Consider the following 18740-nt stretch of genomic DNA (forward strand, 5'->3'; position numbering starts at 1 on the left):
TTTACAATCAATATAACATGAAACGGGTGTTGCGTTCGTAAAATTTTATTACCATATGGCAAAATAAAAAGGGACTGCCCGTAACCTAAAGGTTTAAGAGCAGTCCCTTGCATCATTAGTGCGCAGAGCTCGAGGCAAGACCAACTTTATCAACCATCCGCTGGCTTTCCTCATTAAGACCAACCAGGGTGGTTTCTTTTCCAGCTTCCTTGTATTTGTTCACTACCTTGGAAATGGCGTTCGTGGCTGACTGATCCCAGACATGGGACTTGGAGAAATCAATCACAACACATTCCGGATCCTCATTCACATCAAACAGGTCTACGAAATACATCATCGTTCCAAAAAATAGCTGCCCTCGGATCTCATATACCTTCGTTCCATTCGGCTGCGTGTGCGGAACCGCATGAATACGGGCCATCTTCCAGCCGAAATTCAGTGCGCTTAAAATAATGCCAATCATGACCCCGATTGCCAGGTTATGTGTTGCAACGACAATGATCACTGTTGCCAGCATGACAATGGCATCCCCTAAGGGCACCCGATGAAGCGTGCGGAGAGATCCCCATTCAAACGTACCGATCGAAACCATGAACATCACGCCCACAAGAGCGGCCATAGGAATCTGCTTCACAACATCCCCCAGTACAATGATGAGGAATAGCAGGAACACACCGGATACCAAAGTAGATAATCGGGTGCGCCCTCCCGATTTTACATTAATGACGGTCTGCCCAATCATGGCGCATCCTGCCATACCGCCGAAAAATCCAGTAATCACATTAGAGAGACCTTGACCACGAATTTCACGATTCTTATCACTGCCCGTCTCCGTCATCTCATCCACGAGTGAAGCCGTCAGAAGCGATTCCGTTATCCCGACTACCGCAAGTGCAAGAGAGATAGGCAGTATCGTCAGGATCATATCCAAACTGATGCTTACATTCGGTAAATGAAAGAACGGAAGGGTCTGCGTAATGTTGCCCATGTCCCCCACCGTTTGGACAGGCGCTCCGGACCAAACGGCGATGATCGTCATCACGATAATGGCAACAAGTGCGGATGGAACGGCTTTGGTCACCAGCGGCAGCAGATAAATAATGAGCAGCGTTCCGACCACCATCAAGTACATGGGCCACGATTCCCCTTTGAAATTCGGAAGCTGGGCCAGAAAAATAATGATTGCCAGCGAGTTCACAAATCCGGTAATGACCGGCTGGGGAACAAATGTGATAAAACGTCCGAATTTGAGCGCTCCCATCACCATCTGCAAGAGCCCAGTGAGAATGGTTGCCGCGTATAAATACTCAATCCCGTGTTGAACCACAAGCGGTCCCATCAACGATGCCATGGCCCCTGTCGCCGCAGAAATCATGCCTGGACGCCCGCCAAAAAACGAAATGCTGACAGCAATCACGAAGGAGGCATAGAGCCCCACCATAGGATCCACGCCCGCCATGATCGAGAACGCAATCGCTTCGGGTATGAGCGCAAATGCTACCGTCAATCCGGATAAAATATCTTTGCGCGAGTTGCCAAAGAAGCCTTGTTTAATCCATTGAAACAAAGTCATAATCACTTCCATTCTATTGTAATGGTTGACAATCCACTCTCAGAATTGTCGGGGCCGTTAATCACTTTTTTGATTATAGCGGGATCAATTATAAAATTCATTATGCAATTAAGCGCATATACCCCATAAAATCCTTTATTTCCTCCTGCTTAGCTACTCTTTCGTCCATTTTCCTATTCTGAGGATTTTCATAATACGCGGAATGACAGGGCATGCTAACAATTACTTGGTTCACCATAACCTGGACGTTTCGGGATTCATTCTTGTTTCAGCGGGTAAAGTCGAAGTATAGAAAAATTATTTCACATGGATTGAAGGAAGGAGCTGTGCAACATGCGAGATGAAAACAATCGTAATACGCTAGCGGATTTGACATATTTGGAATTTGAGGCCAGTCGAAGAGTAGAGGATGCGGACATGATTCCGAAGGATGATCTGAGGGATGTGAACACCTACACGGAGCAAAGTCTTAGCAGTGAGCATGCGGATCATATCGCATACGATCTGAATGAAGCAGCTCCTGCGGACGCGAAACCCGAGGAACGTTTGAATCCCGATCGCAGCGCCATCGATGCGTGGGAGGCTACCGGTGCTGAGCCCGATCAGCGGACGATTGCCGGCGAGAGGATCTCTTCGTCTGCGGGAATCAAAGAAACGGACCGACTGCAGGCGGATCGATCAGTCCACGAAACCGTCAACCGGGATGTCGCGGATGATGTGGCTGATCGGGAATGGCGGGCCATTGAGGCAGAGCCCCCTACTCGTCCCGGTGATGAAGTCATCGCGGAGTACGCTGGGGACAGGGAGCAGCGGGTTGCGGCCGACGCTGCATTAACCGGCAGCGGGACTGCATTTCTTAATCAGGACATATTTAAGGATTACCCCTCTGAAACGGATCAATATATGCCGCTCGAAGATATACCGGATGCGGACGCCATCTCGGCCAATAGCCCGGTGGACCCTGCAGCACCGCCAGATGAAGGCATACACGGAATTGATCTTCTGAACGGCAGTCATGGCGAGGAGGATTAAGTAATAGCAGAAGACCCGCCTCTCCCATATGAGAAGGCGGGTCTTCTGCTATCCATCTATTTTCCGAATATGATATCCAGCCAGCCGAGAAAGGACATCCACAGCAAAATGCCGATCAGCGTGCCCCATATGAGTGCTGTTAATATATTTCCCTTTCTTTCCATGCCTATGCCTCCCATACATCCATCTTTATAGTAAACCAGTATGGGTCAAACTATCAGTTCTTATACCAGCCGCTACCTTTTTCAAAGACTTGATTTAATAGGAGGAACAGCCGATGAAGAAGCAATCTGACGAGAACAAACGTTTAGTGACCGAACGCGACATTGATGAGGAATTTGGTCTGTTTAAGGAAGATTCATACCCGGACAGCATTCCCATTCCTGACAGCATCAAACACGAGAAACCCGATGGCAGTGAAACCAGTAACCGCGGAAACGACTCCTCATCCTAAAACTTTATGATCAACATGATGGAAACGTGAATCTCTTCTTTCACCCCTGCCATACCTTCCAACATACACTACACCACACGACCCTGGAAGGATGATGATTAAGATGAAAGGATTGCCGCTCCATCATGGAGGACATAAAATCACGCTGCAGCAGCGACTGGCTTCCTTAACCGGACATCTGGTAGAGATCAACGCTCCCCATACCGGGTTAGAGCCCGGGCGATTGCAGCGGGTATTCCCGAAAAATTTTGTTAAGGTACAAGGTGAGCTCTTCGTGCCCTCCAGTCTCAATTCGATCCGGGTATTTGACGTCAAACCGCCAATGAGAACGGTACTTGTGGGGGTACGGACCACCTTCCCTACCCGCGGCGCCTTTAATCGGATCCGGCTTGTCAGAATCGGAGCCGATTTTATTGAGCTGCTCGCCAAGGACAAGAACCGTTCGCGAATTCTGCTTCCCTTAAACAAAGTGGAGGGCATATTCCCGGCAAAATAAGCGCTTATCCCTTCCAGCTTCTCTTGCGAGAGCCTCCGGACTGATGCCAAGTCCCGAGGCTCTTATTTTAAGTTGCAGAAAACAAAGGGTCTGTGTTCCGTGAAGATTTGCCGATAAATGCTTCTCTAATGTATACTCTATGTTTTCGATTTTCAGTACTTGTCCAACCTGTGTTAAGATATGATTCAGATGAAATATTTAAGGCTTGATTAGGAATAGCACAGGAGGAGTCAAAGATGTTGAAACGTAGAACACGCTGGATGCCCGCTCTATTTGTAGTACTTGCTTTACTGCTCGTAATGACGGCATGCGGCCAGAATGACAAGGGTACCGAAGGTGGCGCTGCGGGCGGCACCGGCACCTCGAACGGGGCAGCTCCCGAAACGGAGCCGCCGAAGGAGACGGAAGTTAAGCAGAACGTTCCTGACCCGAACGCCAGTCATCCCATCGTCACAATTGAGATGGAGAACGGCAAAACGATAAAGCTGGAGCTTTATCCTGAAGTTGCACCGAATACGGTAAACAATTTCATCTCGCTGGTGGAACAAGGCTTCTATGACGGGACAGGCTTCCACCGCGTCATCCCCGGCTTTATGATTCAGGGGGGCGACCCGGATGGAAATGGAACAGGCGGACCCGATTACGAGATTGCCGGAGAATTCACATCCAACGGATTTCAGAATGACCTGAAGCATACAACAGGCGTCCTGTCCATGGCACGAGCACAGAATCCCAACTCCGCCGGCTCGCAATTCTTCATCATGGTGGCGGATGCGCCATCCCTGGATGCGGAGTACGCTTCCTTCGGAAAGGTTATTGAAGGAATGGAGGTTGCAGAGGAAATCGTGGGCTTGGAGCGGGATCAGATGGACAAACCGCTGGAGGTTCCCGTCATGAAAAAAGTGACGGTAGATACACTCGGCAAGGACTATCCGGAACCTAAGAAGCAGGAATAGAGATCTCCCTGCCAGCCCCTGCCATAAACAAGCGAAATAGGACCCGACGCATTCATTATGCGTACGGGTCCTGTTTTTTAGGTCGCCACCCGTAATCAGCTGTTACGAATGGGCTGGTTTCTCTATGACATACAGGCAGGTGCTGTCGGGCAGCTTCACCGGCTGACCTTCCTCGTCCATGAACACAATACGATCGGCCAATGCTTCCGCATACCCTTCCTGCAGATAATGCTGCTGGACCCGGATAATCGCTTCTTCTCCTAATGTCTTACGTATACATTCTTCGTACTGTGAAGGCGTGAAATAGCCAAACTGCTCCTGCACCTCATGAACATAAGCTTCGGCTCCCCAAGTATAGGTGTACAAAAATTCCATCGCATCGTTCACAGGCAAACGCACTTCATCCTGAGCCAGCTGCTCGTAAACAATCGCCCGTCCCTTGAAGTCGGACGCATACCGAAGCAGCCATTCCAGACCATCCGCTTCCCGGAAACGGATCCTTCTCATCGTATCCACCGGCTCGGTCATAATCCCGTCCCGGATAATGATGCGGCCGCCAGGTCTAAGCACCTCGTAGGCACTGAATAATGCCGCCTCTACCGTAGCCCTATTGAAACGGAAGCCGTCCATCTCAATGTAGGAGTACAGCTCATGAATGATCGAGGAGAAGATTACAGTGTCGACACTGCCCGGCTCCACATATTCCCTAAGACGAAGCGCATCTCCCTTCAGTACCTCCCATGTCTTATACTCCAGACGTTTGCGTTTCTCCAAAGCTTCAATCACATTCGAGGATATGTCGATCCCGAACGGACGCACATGCGGCAGCTGTTCCTCCATCAGATCAAGCAGCACACCGCCGCCAGGACCAATATCAAGCACAACCTCTCCCGTGATATAATCCAGAATCACTTTCTTGTAATCGCCTGTACTGTTCATATCGTTCAAGTAACTCTCTTCATTATGAAACCGGTCATACGCATCCCGGCGCAGCCCGAACAGGTCGAACAGCAGCAGCACCGCCTTCTCATAGAGTGGAGACTTCTCCGCCTCGATGCAGAACTCGATTAATTTCTCGGCCGCTCGAGAGAATTCAAAGGTAAAGAATACCGTGTCCGGCAGCTCCGGCTTCCGTTCAATCCGGTGACTCAGATGAGGATTGACGGTAGCTGGCCCATGAAGGCAAGTATTCCAATCCATTTGGCGCAAATATTGCTCAATCATTCTTTTCTTGTATACGTTCAGCTTCTTAACGCCTTGATAATCGTAATACATATCGTTCATCAACGGTTCGAAGCTTAAGTGGCTCACAGAACCCGGATTCACCTCCTCCTGCTGCCTCTCCCTGTACAACTTCTTCGGGTGAAGGGCAAGCAGAAGAACCTTCATAAACTCTTCCAGTGAGTAATCCTGCAATGCGGCTTCGACATACCAGAGCGTCATATTCTGAAATCCGTGAAGCGCTTGCGTCAAATCCGTCTGCTGACGGATCTGACTCAGCTGCCGGTCGAAGTCCTCGCCCCGGGCAATGGAGGCGGTTCGAAGACGGCGCAGACGGTCCTCATACGTCCACATATTCGGCTGCGTCCCAGTTGCGAGACGGCGAATGAGCGCCGTGACTTCTTCCTGAACGGAATGCCAAAGCTCTTCCGATACGGCACCGACGATGCAGTGGTTTAGAGGGATCAGCAGCCGGATCAGCTCATCTGCTGTCAGTTGTCCCTGTTCCACCAACTGAAGCAGGGGCAGGTTTTCCTCAAAAGGCACCTCTCCCCGAATGTGTTGACCCACCAGTCCGTGGGTAAGAATGAGTGTGTGGACCATCTCTTCATGCGGGGTCATGACGCCTCCGGTATCCCGGATATGTCTCTCATACAGCTGGGCAGACCCGATATTATGCAGGAACAAATTGACCCCTGACTGCTGCCAGCGAAGGCGATCCCGCATGGTTCCGCCCTTGGCGGTTTCAGCCCACATCAGCACTTCCTCCAGCAGTTCCTTGATCCAATAGGACACAGGCAGTGAATCCAGTATCTTTAACGTGCGTTCTACGTAATCCAGCACAGGGTTTGCCGCTGCCAATTGTCCGATGGATGTAATTCGTTCCAGGTTCACGATTCTTTCTTCAGCCGATACCAGCTTCATCAGCCACGAATGAGGCTTTGCAGCCGTCTCATCCCCCTGACGAATAGCGGTAATGGCATCCAGTGCGTGCAGCATAGTTGATCCTCCACTTCCTGTATTCCTGTAATCAAATGAACGGTTATGTATTTCATGCTGCTACGATTATAACAAATTCCCAGTCGATGGATCGCCACATTTGGTAGTTGGTATAGGATCAGGGTATACTGGTCAACGAAACCATATTTTTTATTTATGTGAAGGAGTGAAGGTCATGAGCCTAAAAAATAAAACAGCCCTGATAACGGGTGCAGGTAAAGGGATCGGACGCGCCCTAGCCATCGCTCTTGCCAAGGAAGGCGTGCATGTTGGGCTCGTTGCCCGCACTGCCTCGGACCTGGAGCCGCTTAGCGCCCTGATTGTAGAACAATATGGCGTCAGAGCGGTAGCTGCTGTTGCCGATGTTTCTGTGCAAAGTGAGGCAGAGGCAGCTTTTGCCGCGGTGAACATGGAGCTGGGCTCGGTGGACATTCTGATTAACAATGCGGGGATTGCCCAGTTTGGGAATCTGCTGGATATGGAGCCGGAAGCATGGAAACGCATCGTTGATGTCAATCTGATGGGCACTTATTATATGCTGCGCGCAGCGCTGCCTGGCATGATTGAGCACAACAAGGGAGATATCGTCAACATCTCCTCCACGGCCGGAGAGCGTGGTTTTGCCACAGGCTCTGCTTACAACGCTTCTAAATTTGCCGTTATGGGACTGACTGAAGCCGTACTGCAGGAGGTACGCAAACATAACATCCGTGTAACCGCCCTGACCCCAAGCACCGTCAACACGGATCTTGCCGTTAACGCCGGTCTTAAGATTGGGGACGAGGACCGGATGATGCAGCCGGAGGATGTGGCCGAGCTTGTGCTGGCGGCACTCAAGCTGCCGCAGCGGGTATTTGTCAAATCCGCCGGGATTTGGACAACAAACCCGCAATAAAGACGCGCTGAGGCTGGCGTTATATTGCTATATTGATTCAAGGGTGTTTCCTGGCCACTGGCCACGGGACACCCTTTTTGCGTAATGCGAACATAACTAGCGATGGTCATAGGTTGGTGGAATCCCGATTCTTTTTTCCATACGGAATCAAGTGTCAACACTGCATGGTCATGATATAATGACATGGTCTAACACGAACAGCCGGATATTCACCTTAAGGTAACACTCATGGAAAGAAGATGACTACAGCATGATCGCCGACATTTTACTCGAAGTGGTTCTCCCCATCTTTGTCCTGATAGGCTTTGGCATCATTATGCAATATGCCTTTAAGCTCGATTTGTACACACTCGCGAAGATCAACTTTTATTACATTACGCCTGCAGCCGTATTTATGAGTATGTATGAATCCAAGATGTCGCCGCAGCTGCTGGGCATGGTGGCCTTGTTCTATGCGCTCTATATCGGTGTCCTCTACCTGATCAGCACGCTGGTTGCCAAACAGCGCAGGTTCAATCGGGGTATGAAGGCTGCGTTTACCAATAGCCTGCTGCTGGACAACTCGGGCAATTACGGCCTTCCGATCAATGATCTGGCCTTCAAGGGCGATCCGATGGCCGGCTCGGTTCAAGCGCTCATCATGTCCTTTCAGAGCCTCCTTACGTTCACGTACGGAGTTATTTCCATTCAAGGCGCCAAGACGGAAGGGTTATACAAACAAGCCATTATCGGCTTCTTGAAAATGCCCGTACCCTATGCCCTTGTCATCGGAATTCTGCTGCATGCCCTGGCTCTGCCGCTCCCGGTCTTTATATCACAGCCGCTTACGTATGCGGACCAATCCATGGTGGCAATCGCTCTGCTGACGCTGGGCGCACAGATTATCAAATATCCGCTTCGCCTGCGCCGCCTTGATGTATATCTGAGCGTTCTGCTGCGTCTTCTGGTTGCGCCTGCGATCGGCATTCTGATTGTACTGCTCCTCGGGCTCAAAGGCATCCCGGCTCAAGCGCTCATTATCGCCTCCGGCATGCCGGTCGGGGTAAATTCATCCATTCTGGCGGAAGAATATCAAAATGAACCTGATTTTGCTGCACAAACCGTCCTGATATCGACCATACTAAACGTAATTACGATTACCGGCTTAATCACATTAGCCAAATTTATAGCTTAACCGCTAATTCAGCTCTGACTAGGAGGAAATTACATATGAACTTTGATCTTGCTATTGACCGTAACAGAACCGCCTGTGAGAAATGGGATAACGTTCCCACCGTCTTCGGCGCGCCCGATGTGCTCCCGATGTGGGTGGCGGACATGGATTTTTCAGCACCGCCGGCTGTCATTGAGGCACTCCATAAACGGGTGGAACACGGTGTGTTCGGATACACCTTCCCGACCGAGTCGTACCGGGGGGCCATTGCTGATTGGATGAAGAACCGCCACAGCTGGACGATCCAGCAGGAATGGATTCAATTCTGTCCGGGTGTGGTTCCGGCACTCAGCCTCATCGTGGATGCATTCACCGAGCCAGGTGACCAAGTCGTCATCCAGACACCGGTTTATCCGCCGTTCTACCGCGTCGTACAGGAGCATGGGCGTGAGCTTATACATAATCCGCTTCGCCTGAGCGAAGATGGGGATTACTCGATGGATTTTGAGGATCTGGAGAACAGCTTCTCTACCGGCAATGTCAAAATGATCATTCTGTGCAGTCCGCACAACCCGGTGGGCCGGGTGTGGAGCAAAGAGGAATTGGAGCGTCTGGCCTCCCTGTGCCAGCAATATGATGTACTCGTTGTATCCGATGAGATCCATGCGGACCTTGTATTCGAGCAAGGCGGCCATACACCATTCGCAGCTCTATCGGAGGATGCCGAGGGGCGTTCCATCATCTGCACCGCACCGAGCAAGACGTTTAATATCGCTGGCCTGAATACGGCGAACATGATCATTCCGAATGCACAGCTGCGCAGCAAGTTCCGTAAAATACTGAATCGATACTCCATCGGCTCTATCACACCAATGGGTGCTGCTGCCACCGAGGCCGCTTATCGTGAGGGCGAGCCATGGCTGGATGAGCTCCTGGTATACATTCGCGGGAACATGGAGCTTGTTCGGAATTACGCACAAGAGCACCTGCCTGAGCTGAAGGTATTTATGCCGGAAGCTACTTACCTGCTATGGATCGATTTCCGGCAGATGGGCTTGTCCCACGAAGAGCTGACCCGCTTCCTGGTTCATGAGGCCAAGCTTGGATTAAACAGCGGCGCTTCCTTCGGCAAGGATGGCGAGGGCTTTATGCGCATGAACTTGGCTTGTACGCGCGCCACCGTTCAAGAGGCGCTGTCTCGCCTGCATCAAGCCATCGAGGCATGGCGGAAAGCGTAAAATCAATTAGCGATCTAACGATAAACAGGGGCCGTCCCAGTCACTTGACCTGAGGGCGGCCCCTTTGTCTGTTATAAGGACGCTGCGAGACGAAGATTCTTCCGATCGCTGTTGACCCCGAATATCCTGATTTATCTTAAAGGAGCCCACGGCCATTAACCCTGAATACCTTGGGCTCCCTTCACATTATTCCCGGCTAAAAGCGGAAATTTCTGCCGCTTCCCCATGCATGCTCGCTTGGCAGCAAACATATTTTCCGTCAAAGGCTACTGCAAATGCTTTGCCAAATACTCGCCGTTTGCCTTTAGCAAGGGATAGGCTCTGGCCGATACCGCCCCACTCTGCTTATGGCTATCCAGCAATTTCATAAAGCCCTCCAAATGGTGGGCTGCCTGCTTCTTGTTCCCTTTCTCTTCGAAGCGGATGACCGAATCCAACTTTGCAACCAGCGAACGGGCAGCCCCTTGGTTCGCAAATTCACCTGCCTGCTCCAGCTGATCCACCAGCCCTTTCAGGTGCAGAGAACCGGTATTTTCCAGCTGGTACGTCCCTTTAACAAACTGATACAGCCAGTCATACATCATTCGGATATCCGGATCCTGGCTTGTCGCCGCATCTCTCAACACCGGACCGGAGCCCATGTAATACGCTTTGAACGCATCCTTCATATACCCGTACTTTACGCCTCCGTCCAGATATTCCTTATACCGATTACGGAATACTTGATCGCCCAACATCCGTCCGTCAAATTCGATCTCAACGCCCATTCCGAACCGTTTGGCTGTGTAGGCCGCATCGTCCAGACGCTCATTACCCATGTCTTCGAAGAAATAGTTCGGCTGGAATGCCACCGCATCAAATCCGACCTCATCCCACATATAACTCTTATAAGCCAAGAAATGAGGGATCCAGAAAGACTTCAGTCCTTCGTCATGAATTTGGCCATTCACATATTTCAGCATATCCGGTCCGGAAGCGCTTGTGCTTACCTGTTCGGACAACCAGTATAAACCGACCAGCTCCAGGTTCGAGTATTGGTTAGTGTCCCAACGCTGCAGCACTTCGTCCATCCACCAGCGGATCGCCTTTTGCCTGTTCGCCATGGCCGACTCCTCGCCAATAGCCCCACCATTAAAGTTTTCGGAGATTCCATCTCCGTCCACGTCACCAAAGTCGGTTTGATACTCACCTGTATCCGGGATCATTACAACGACTTTGGTTTTGTGGTCAGGCTGTCCCAGCTTGACTCCTACCTCCTTGGTGGCTTCATTGAGCTGGTACATCTCACCATCCGCGTCAAACGTTTTGTCAAGGTACCAATTCCAGTCCTTCAGGTTCGCGCCGCCGCCATAGTCACGCCCATCCGGCGATATCAATCCGAGCGTAAGAACCCCGTCAAAGAGCCAATCCACCGGTTCTCCATCCTGGTTCACGTAACTGATCTGGGGAATGATCTCCTCCTTGCTCCAGTCACCTTCCCCATTCGCATACTGTCCATTGTACAAGAGGGACAGATTATGAATGCCCGCAGTTGCCTCTCCCGGCTGCAAATAGTTGAAGTCTTGCGCCGGAAGCTGGACCGCGCCGGAAGCTTTGCCATCCGTACCGGTGATCTCGATTTCATCGATGAAGGTCCAGGCTCTTGTATGCATAGAGAAGGTCACCTTCACATAACGCGCATAAGCGAACTCCGCCTCATCAAAACCGGGTACACCATCTGCTTGACTATCCCAAGCGTAAGTTTCATCTACAGGCGGACCATCCACCCATAATGTCTGTGTTGCTTTATTCGTCAAGTTCGCCCAGTGAACATTATCGTCCGAGACGTACATCGATACCGTTAAGGGAAACAGAATCGCTGAACCCGGCCAATCCTGCAAAAAACGCGCGTTAATGCCCGAGATGGATTTGGGTTCGCCCAGATCAAACACGACCTCCCGCGTTTTTTTGCGAAGATGCCCGACCCATGCAGGATCAAGCACGTTGCGAGTTCCGTGTATTCCGTCATTCAACTTGTTTCCCGGATCGGGATAAGCACTTTCGGGAGCTTCCGACCAAGTGTAGGTTGCATCTCTTGCCAGATTTCGAACTCCCGATTGAGCCTCGTCTGCATACGTTAAGGGAACAATCGAGAACATCATGACCAACATCATGGCTAAGGATATCCGCTGTTTTATAGAACGCATATTGAATTACCCTCCTCATATCAATCTTCCTGATCGCTCACCACTCTTCATCGTGCCGAACTATCTATTCTCCCTATATCCTTGCCGGCACAGCAGGCTCACTCCGTTACGTCATCTCACCCCCTTACATGCCTTCAAGTATCTTTATCTTTGCTCTGTTACTCCCCCTGCGCTTTCCCTAGTTCAAATCCACTGCCGCTTCAATCGACTTCCGATAACGCTCGGTAATGTCCTGCGGGCGTGTAATCGCACTGCCGACCACCACAAACCTGGCACCGGCATTGAGAGCCTGAATCATCTCATCTGCGCTGGTAAACCTGCCCTCCGCTATAACGGGGAGCCGCGTTTCCTGCACCAGCCGGGCAACCAATCCAATATCCGGTTTATGGGTGTCGAGACTGTACGAGGTGTACCCCGACAACGTCGTGGAAATATAGTGAACGCCTAAATCGGCAGCATATAACCCCTCTTCCAAAGTGGATACATCTGCCATCACATGGATCCCCTGACCCATCAGTTCCTCCACAACCTCTTTCAGTGTTCTTCCATCCGGTCTCGGCCTCCGCGTCCCGTCCATGGCCACAATATCGGCGCCTGCCTCATGGACAGCAAGGGCATCCTCCAGAGTCGGCGTGATGTAAACAGGATAATCTTCGACCTGCCGTTTCAGCAGGCCGATAACCGGAACGTTAACAGCCGCTTTAATCGCGGAAATATCGGCCGTCCCATTGGCCCGAATGCCAATTGCGCCGCCGAGCACGGCTGCTTTCGCCATTTCGGCCATATGCAGAGGCCCAAACAGCGGCTCACCCTCATATGCCTGACAAGACACAACTAATCCTCTATCTGTAATCATTCGCCTCATAATTAGCTCCTACATCTGTTTTAGAATGAAATGTGTGATCGATCGCTTACTTCAGCCCCGTAATGGTAATACCTTCGATAAACTTCTTCTGAACGAAGAAATACAGGATGATGATCGGAATCGTAAACAGCGTAGCGGCTGCCATTAATGGCCCCCATTCCACCCCATTCTCCCGAATAAACTGCTTAAGCCCGATAGACAGTGTCCATGTCTCCTGGTCGTTAAGATAGATCAACGCTCCCTGGAAATCGCCCCATGCGGCCAGAAACGTAAACAGTCCGATTGTCAGAAGGGCCGGCTTGGCAAGGGGCAGCACAATTTGGGCATAGATGCGAAACTCCGACGCACCGTCGATTTTGGCAGATTCGGTAAGCTCCATCGGAATGCCGTTAAAAAACTGCCGGATCAAAAACACATTGTATGCCATTCCCGTACCGAACCACGCGGACAGCACCAGGGGCCAGTTGGAATTCAGCAGATTCACTTTGTTGAATACAACATACAGCGGTATCATGGTTACCTGCATGGGAAGCATCAGCGTGCTGAGCATCAGGATAAACAGCAGGTTTCGGCCTTTAAATTGGATTCGCGAAAAGCCGTACGCCACCAGCGGTGACAACAGGACCACGCCGGCAACACTCATCAAGGCAATCACGACGGTGTTCCAGGTGTATTTAATGAACGGGATCATGCTGACCGCATTCACGTAGTTATCCCATATCCATTCCTTGGGGATCCATTGTATCGGAATGACAAAGATTTCATCCTCCGTCTTGAAGGTCGTCAGCAGCAGCCACGCAAAGGGTGCCAGAAACAGCAGACCAACGATGATCAATAGCAGATGCGGGAGGATCTTTCTGCCGATGGATGCCGTGTTCATTATTTTTCACCTCCATAGAAAACCCACCTGCTGGATGTCTTGAAGATTAACAGGGTCAGGAGCAGGACAATCACAAACAATATCCATGCCATGGCTGAAGCGTACCCCATCTTCAGGAACATGAAGGCATTTTGGAACAAATAAATTGCATAGAACAAAATCGAGTTCCCCGGTCCGCCAATGGCCTGGTTGCTTGATTCCGCAAACACATAGCCTTGGGAGAAATATTGGAAGGAGCCGATGAGCCCCATAATGAGCTGAAAGAAGGTCATGGGCGAGATGGCGGGCAATGTGATATGCCAGAACTTGTGCCATTTGTTCGCTCCATCAATGGAAGCGGCCTCATAATACATCCTGGGCACTTCCTGCAGTGCTGCCAAATACATGATCGTAATGGTTCCGGTCCCCCAAAAACCCATCAAAATCAGCGAAGGCTTGGTCCAGTTCTCGTCCATCAGCCAGTTCGGCTCCGGCAGGCCGATCGCACCCAGCATCTGATTGACCAGACCGTACTGCGCGTTCAGCAGCCAAATCCACAGCAATGACCCCGCTACAGCCGGGACAAGTGTGGGCAGGAAATAAATCGTCCGATACAGGGACAGTCCTTTTACGCTTTGATTCAACAGCAGAGCAATGCCCAGTGCGTACGCAAGCTGCGGAAAGAATCCGAACAAAGCCATGAATGCGGTATTGTACAGAGAGGAGAGCATCTTGCCGTCTTGGGCCATCTCCGCATAATTATCCAGTCCGACCCACTGAGGCGAGGTAAACAGGTTGTACTCCGTGAAGCTGTAATACAATGACGTGATGATCGGATAGAGCTGGAAGACCAGAAAGCCGAATATCCAAGGACTTAAAAATAAAAGTCCGATGAACAGCCGTTTCCTTTCCCTGCTTCTCATACCGCTCCGGGGTTCCAAACGTTCCATGTGACATTCACCTCCAAGTGAAAAAACAACAGCATGCAAAAGGAGCGGCTTGCTTGCTAAACCATCGTGCTCACCGCTCCTTGCATCATCAGGATTATTTCTTGTCTGCGATCGGCTGCATTTTGTTCACGACATTATCCATTGCTTCCTGGGCCGTTATCTGCCCTTTGAGTGCCTTCTCCGTCTCTTCGTTCAAGGTCTGCAAGTATTCGTTAATGTAGATACTGTTCGGGAAGCCCTTCAAATTCGGGTTTTTAGCGCTTTCATAATAATCCCACAGTTCCTTCACCTCTTGATTCTCCGTAAGCTTCGGATTATCGAGTGTTTTCGTTAGAACCGGGATGGAACCGAACTCAATGCTGTATTCAATCTGAACGTCCTCACCGAGCAGGTACTGCATCACCTTCCATGCCTCATCCTGATGCTTCGCCTTGGACGGAATGAACATGGCAATCGGACTGACCATGCCGGAGCCTTTGAGCTCAGGGTTCGCCGCCGGATACGGGAATGGTGCTACTCCCACTTCCTTATCCTCGCCGCGATGCTCCACATACCAGTTCTCCCAGCCGATAATCATGGACAGCTTGCCGGTCAGGATCGGATCCTGCGGAGTCTCGAGGCCGCCCATGCCCGATTTGAATTTATCGATGCTCTCCTGCCCGAATTCCCGATAATAATTCATTTGATAATCGATGGCCTTCACATTCGCTTCCTGGTTCGCCGTCAGCTTCCCGCTGCCGTCATCCCATGAACCGTTGAAGATGATCGGCCAGAAGACATTATCGATCCAAGGGTAATCCGGTATAAAGCCCATTTGCGTGATGTTTCCTTTAGCATCCTTCTTGGTCAGTTTCTTCGCATATGCGAACAGCTCTTCAAGCGTCTCCGGCGGAGCTGTCAGCCCTGCTTCCTCAAACGCTTGTTTGTTGTAAAACAATTTGTTGGCCATGCTCATAGAGATCGGTAGACCGAATATCTCATGATTGACCTTCATGCGATCCAGCGCCGCAGGAATGATCTGACTGGTGTCATAACCGTCGCGCTTGATGAATTCTTCTAGGGACTGTACCGCACCGGCAGCGGACCATGGGCCGATATTATTCCACTGCGTTACGATGATATCCGGAGCACTGCCCCCTGAAATCGCGGTTAATTGTTTCTGATGATCCTGGTTGCTGAGTGTCTTGACTACGATGTCGTCCTGGCTTTCATTGAATTTCGCTATAGCATTCTCAATCGGCTTCGCGTTTTCTGCTGTAGCAGAGCTCCATAATTGAATTTCCACCTTACCGCCCTCGCCGGGTTTTCCGGCAGTGTCGCCAGTTCCGGAACATGCACTCAATACGGTCGTGAAAGCTAATAATAACAGGAGCATAACGTGAAACGTCTTCTTTCTATAGTGCCTCTTCAAATGACTCACCCTCCAACATGTCATGGATTTTACAATTCGTTCTGAAGAAAAAATCCTTCTAAACAAAAATTAATGGATATTTTCTCTTTAGTCAATCCTTAATTTTCTAATTTATATTTTTATAAAAACGCAAAAAGAGCAAGGATTATCAACATAATCCTTGCCCCGCATATGATTTCACGTTTCAATGGCATACCCGTAATCATAAAAATAAATATTTATTTAATAATAAAATTATGGAGTAATAATTCTTTTATATCATATACTGCGAACAAGATGACTCTCCGTAATGCCATACTTGAGCGGCTGCTCCGATCACACCTGCGTCACTTCCAAAGTTAGCGGGAATCAGACGACAGCAACCCCTCATATATGAAGAAGTTCTTGCGTTGACTTCCTGATCGAGTGCCTGCAAGAAACGGGGGCCGGACTGCGCCACGCCACCGCCGACAACAACAGCCTCCGGATTAAATGTATGTATATACCCTGCAATAGCGGAACCGAGTGCCCGAATGACGATTCTCATCACTTGCGTTGCAGACGGATCATGCTGATGCCAAGCCTGAATAATGTCCCGGGCAGTAGGCCTCCACGCATATGAAGCGCTTCCATTACGCTGCATCTCAAGACCCAGTCTGGCAATCCCGCTGCCTGATGCATACAACTCAACGCATCCATTATTCCCGCAGCTGCAGCGGGGACCATTAATATCAATACTGACATGACCCAGCTCGGCCGCTCCACCAAAGACACCTCGAATAAGACGGCCCGCTTCCATGACTGCACCGCCAATTCCCGTGCCCAGCGCAAGACATACAAAATGGTCGCAATCCTTGCCAACACCGTACATCTTCTCGGCAATCGCAATGACATTAACATCATTGTCAACATAAACCGAAGTGTTGTAGCGACGGGCGATCATTTCTTTAATGGCTGTCCCCGTCCAGTCCGGCAGCGTATCTCCCGCATATCGAACGGTCCCTTCCCGGTAATCGATTTGACCGGCGCTGCCGATGCCGATGCCCTGGATCTCTTCTTCTTGATCAATGGATTCCATCATCATGTCGATGCCAAGCAGCACTTTGTTCATAAGCTGCTCCGGTCCTTTATTCGCCTCGGTTGGCACCCGATGTCGGTTCGTTATATTCCCTTCTCTATCGATGACGGCAAACTGGACCTTCGTCCCCCCAATATCAACGCCGATCGCGTAACTCATCGCCAGGAAACACTCCCTTCACTCCCTTTATGATCAAAAAATCCAATAGCTCCTTCTGTCCGGCACCCCTAAGCGCGTATGTGAATCGATTCCGGGGATCGATTCACTAGTACAGCTTATCTACAACCGACCTCGCGGTTTTCTCCAGCGACTCTGAGGCATCCACCTTTTTCATCGTTAAGAGCGTGGTCAGAATGTTCAGCATATACGTCTGCATGAATTTTGTCGCCAGCGCCCCGCCCTCCGTCGGCATTTCGCGTGAAGATACCAGAAGAACCGTGTCGGCGTAAGTGGCAATCGGAGAACGGAGATGACCGGTCAAGCAGATGACATCCGCGCCATTCTTCTTCGCTTCCTTCACTGGATCGACCAGATCGCGCGTACTGCCTGAAGTCGAAATCGCAAAAACCAGATCCCCTTTCTTCAGCAAAGAAGCCGACATCGCAATAATGTGCGAGTCCCGGTGCGCTTCCACATTCAGCCCCAGCCTCATCAGCTGATAGTGCAAATCCAGGGCCGTTATACCGGATGAACCCACGCCATAGACATACACTTTGTTTGCGGCTAACAGCTTATCCACCGCCATTTTCAGATTATCCGTATTGACCAGATCCAGCGTGTTCTTCAGCAGAATCTCATGCTGCAACGTCAGCTTGCGGGCAACGGTCATCATGTCATCCTGCTCATCGATGGAGGTATCGATCACAGACGGAGGGCGATCCACCAGATCCTGCGCCACCGAGAGCTTAAACTCATGAAAGCCCCTGAATCCTAATTTGCGGCAAAATCGGATGACGGAGGTCTCGCCAACTCCCGCTTTCTCGGACAAATCCGTTACAGTTGCCAGTACCGTTTCTTCCGGATAAGCTTTTACATAATCAGCTACTTTCTTCTCCGTCTTGGTCAGAGAAGAATAGATGCTGGATATCATCAGCAGTGTATTGGATTGATTCAGTCTCGGGCCTACTCTTGCCATTCCACGTCCCTCATTTCTCTCTAAACTAACACAAAAAGAATATTTTCTCCTTAATTATATATTAAAAAAGAGTTTTCTTTCAATCCTAAAAAAAAGAAGCTGCCAGTATCCTGTGGCAGGATCTGCAGCTTTACTGGAGAACACTTTTTCCAGAACGCAGCGTTTAACGCACTCGCTCTTATGGCAATTCGGGTCCTAAACTCTCCGCAGGACATGACATGCGGATACCTTCCAAATCTGCAGCACGGGGACACACTCTT

Annotated in this window: 16 protein-coding genes; 7 read left to right on the top strand and 9 right to left on the bottom strand. The window is 50.4% G+C overall.

All coding sequences use genetic code 11. From position 1 onward, the window contains the following. Window positions 1-115: 115 nt before the first annotated feature. A complete protein-coding gene (locus tag B9D94_RS22405) occupies window positions 116-1567 on the bottom strand; it encodes a SulP family inorganic anion transporter (RefSeq protein WP_083811667.1) in 1452 nt (483 codons plus the stop codon). Between the two features lie 339 nt (window positions 1568-1906). Between B9D94_RS22405 and B9D94_RS22410 the strand changes: the two genes are divergently transcribed. The 4 genes from B9D94_RS22410 (at window position 1907) to B9D94_RS22420 (ending at window position 4511) form a co-directional block, all read left to right on the top strand. Beyond that, on the top strand, window positions 1907-2605 hold the full coding sequence (locus B9D94_RS22410) for a hypothetical protein (protein ID WP_148248003.1): 699 nt from the start codon (window positions 1907-1909) through the stop codon (window positions 2603-2605). A gap of 277 nt (window positions 2606-2882) precedes the next feature. Then, on the top strand, window positions 2883-3059 hold the full coding sequence (locus B9D94_RS31120) for a hypothetical protein (protein WP_172963984.1): 177 nt from the start codon (window positions 2883-2885) through the stop codon (window positions 3057-3059). Between the two features lie 103 nt (window positions 3060-3162). Further along, a complete protein-coding gene (locus tag B9D94_RS22415; protein ID WP_036641298.1) occupies window positions 3163-3555 on the top strand; it encodes a hypothetical protein in 393 nt (130 codons plus the stop codon). A 236-nt stretch (window positions 3556-3791) separates the two neighbouring features. Further along, window positions 3792-4511, top strand: a complete 720-nt coding sequence (locus B9D94_RS22420; RefSeq protein WP_036641296.1) for a peptidylprolyl isomerase — start codon at window positions 3792-3794, stop codon at window positions 4509-4511. A gap of 102 nt (window positions 4512-4613) precedes the next feature. On the opposite strand, the gene B9D94_RS22425 is transcribed toward B9D94_RS22420, so the two are convergent. Then, on the bottom strand, window positions 4614-6731 hold the full coding sequence (locus B9D94_RS22425; protein ID WP_148248004.1) for a class I SAM-dependent methyltransferase: 2118 nt from the start codon (window positions 6729-6731) through the stop codon (window positions 4614-4616). Between the two features lie 175 nt (window positions 6732-6906). Between B9D94_RS22425 and B9D94_RS22430 the strand changes: the two genes are divergently transcribed. The 3 genes from B9D94_RS22430 (at window position 6907) to B9D94_RS22440 (ending at window position 10017) form a co-directional block, all read left to right on the top strand. Next, window positions 6907-7626 (top strand): 3-ketoacyl-ACP reductase, encoded by a 720-nt coding sequence (locus B9D94_RS22430; protein ID WP_006208678.1) that lies wholly within the window; start codon window positions 6907-6909, stop codon window positions 7624-7626. Window positions 7627-7876: 250 nt separating this feature from the next. Next, window positions 7877-8800 carry an AEC family transporter gene (locus B9D94_RS22435; protein WP_036641293.1) on the top strand — a complete coding sequence of 308 codons (924 nt, stop codon included), beginning with the start codon at window positions 7877-7879 and terminating at the stop codon, window positions 8798-8800. A 35-nt stretch (window positions 8801-8835) separates the two neighbouring features. Then, entirely contained in the window at window positions 8836-10017 is a 1182-nt protein-coding gene (locus tag B9D94_RS22440) for a MalY/PatB family protein (protein ID WP_036641291.1), read from the top strand. 266 nt (window positions 10018-10283) lie between these two features. Here the strand turns inward: B9D94_RS22440 and B9D94_RS22445 are convergent, their stop codons facing one another. The 7 genes from B9D94_RS22445 to B9D94_RS22475 form a co-directional block, all read right to left on the bottom strand. Beyond that, complete coding sequence (locus B9D94_RS22445) at window positions 10284-12203, bottom strand: DUF4855 domain-containing protein (RefSeq protein WP_148248005.1); 1920 nt, start codon at window positions 12201-12203, stop codon at window positions 10284-10286. A 178-nt stretch (window positions 12204-12381) separates the two neighbouring features. Continuing rightward, the gene (locus tag B9D94_RS22450; RefSeq protein ID WP_040680339.1) at window positions 12382-13068 is read right to left on the bottom strand and encodes an N-acetylmannosamine-6-phosphate 2-epimerase; all 687 of its coding nucleotides are present in this window, start codon (window positions 13066-13068) and stop codon (window positions 12382-12384) included. A 46-nt stretch (window positions 13069-13114) separates the two neighbouring features. After that, window positions 13115-13948: a carbohydrate ABC transporter permease gene (locus B9D94_RS22455; RefSeq protein WP_148248006.1), complete on the bottom strand. Its 834-nt coding sequence runs from the start codon at window positions 13946-13948 to the stop codon at window positions 13115-13117. After that, window positions 13948-14877, bottom strand: coding sequence for a carbohydrate ABC transporter permease (locus B9D94_RS22460; protein ID WP_148248007.1), 930 nt, complete (start codon window positions 14875-14877; stop codon window positions 13948-13950). Before B9D94_RS22460 ends, B9D94_RS22455 begins: the two co-directional genes overlap by 1 nt. A gap of 94 nt (window positions 14878-14971) precedes the next feature. After that, window positions 14972-16288 carry an ABC transporter substrate-binding protein gene (locus tag B9D94_RS22465; RefSeq protein WP_253806013.1) on the bottom strand — a complete coding sequence of 439 codons (1317 nt, stop codon included), beginning with the start codon at window positions 16286-16288 and terminating at the stop codon, window positions 14972-14974. Window positions 16289-16541: 253 nt separating this feature from the next. Next, complete coding sequence (locus B9D94_RS22470) at window positions 16542-17504, bottom strand: ROK family protein (RefSeq protein WP_148248008.1); 963 nt, start codon at window positions 17502-17504, stop codon at window positions 16542-16544. 106 nt (window positions 17505-17610) lie between these two features. Continuing rightward, window positions 17611-18480, bottom strand: coding sequence for a MurR/RpiR family transcriptional regulator (locus B9D94_RS22475; protein WP_006208669.1), 870 nt, complete (start codon window positions 18478-18480; stop codon window positions 17611-17613). Window positions 18481-18740: the final 260 nt, after the last annotated feature.

This window comes from Paenibacillus sp. Cedars, from assembly GCF_003184205.1.
Taxonomy (GTDB): domain Bacteria; phylum Bacillota; class Bacilli; order Paenibacillales; family Paenibacillaceae; genus Paenibacillus_AQ; species Paenibacillus_AQ glucanolyticus.

Bases quoted from the DNA above. Each gene is read 5' to 3' on its own strand.
- B9D94_RS22410 (WP_148248003.1), top strand. From the start codon at position 1,907: ATGCGAGATGAAAACAATCGTAATACGCTAGCGGATTTGACATATTTG.
- B9D94_RS31120 (WP_172963984.1), top strand. From the start codon at position 2,883: ATGAAGAAGCAATCTGACGAGAACAAACGTTTAGTGACCGAACGCGAC.
- B9D94_RS22415 (WP_036641298.1), top strand. From the start codon at position 3,163: ATGAAAGGATTGCCGCTCCATCATGGAGGACATAAAATCACGCTGCAG.
- B9D94_RS22420 (WP_036641296.1), top strand. From the start codon at position 3,792: ATGTTGAAACGTAGAACACGCTGGATGCCCGCTCTATTTGTAGTACTT.
- B9D94_RS22425 (WP_148248004.1), bottom strand. From the start codon at position 6,731: ATGCTGCACGCACTGGATGCCATTACCGCTATTCGTCAGGGGGATGAG.
- B9D94_RS22430 (WP_006208678.1), top strand. From the start codon at position 6,907: ATGAGCCTAAAAAATAAAACAGCCCTGATAACGGGTGCAGGTAAAGGG.
- B9D94_RS22435 (WP_036641293.1), top strand. From the start codon at position 7,877: ATGATCGCCGACATTTTACTCGAAGTGGTTCTCCCCATCTTTGTCCTG.
- B9D94_RS22440 (WP_036641291.1), top strand. From the start codon at position 8,836: ATGAACTTTGATCTTGCTATTGACCGTAACAGAACCGCCTGTGAGAAA.
- B9D94_RS22445 (WP_148248005.1), bottom strand. From the start codon at position 12,203: ATGCGTTCTATAAAACAGCGGATATCCTTAGCCATGATGTTGGTCATG.
- B9D94_RS22450 (WP_040680339.1), bottom strand. From the start codon at position 13,068: ATGAGGCGAATGATTACAGATAGAGGATTAGTTGTGTCTTGTCAGGCA.
- B9D94_RS22455 (WP_148248006.1), bottom strand. From the start codon at position 13,948: ATGAACACGGCATCCATCGGCAGAAAGATCCTCCCGCATCTGCTATTG.
- B9D94_RS22460 (WP_148248007.1), bottom strand. From the start codon at position 14,877: ATGGAACGTTTGGAACCCCGGAGCGGTATGAGAAGCAGGGAAAGGAAA.
- B9D94_RS22470 (WP_148248008.1), bottom strand. From the start codon at position 17,504: ATGAGTTACGCGATCGGCGTTGATATTGGGGGGACGAAGGTCCAGTTT.
- B9D94_RS22475 (WP_006208669.1), bottom strand. From the start codon at position 18,480: ATGGCAAGAGTAGGCCCGAGACTGAATCAATCCAATACACTGCTGATG.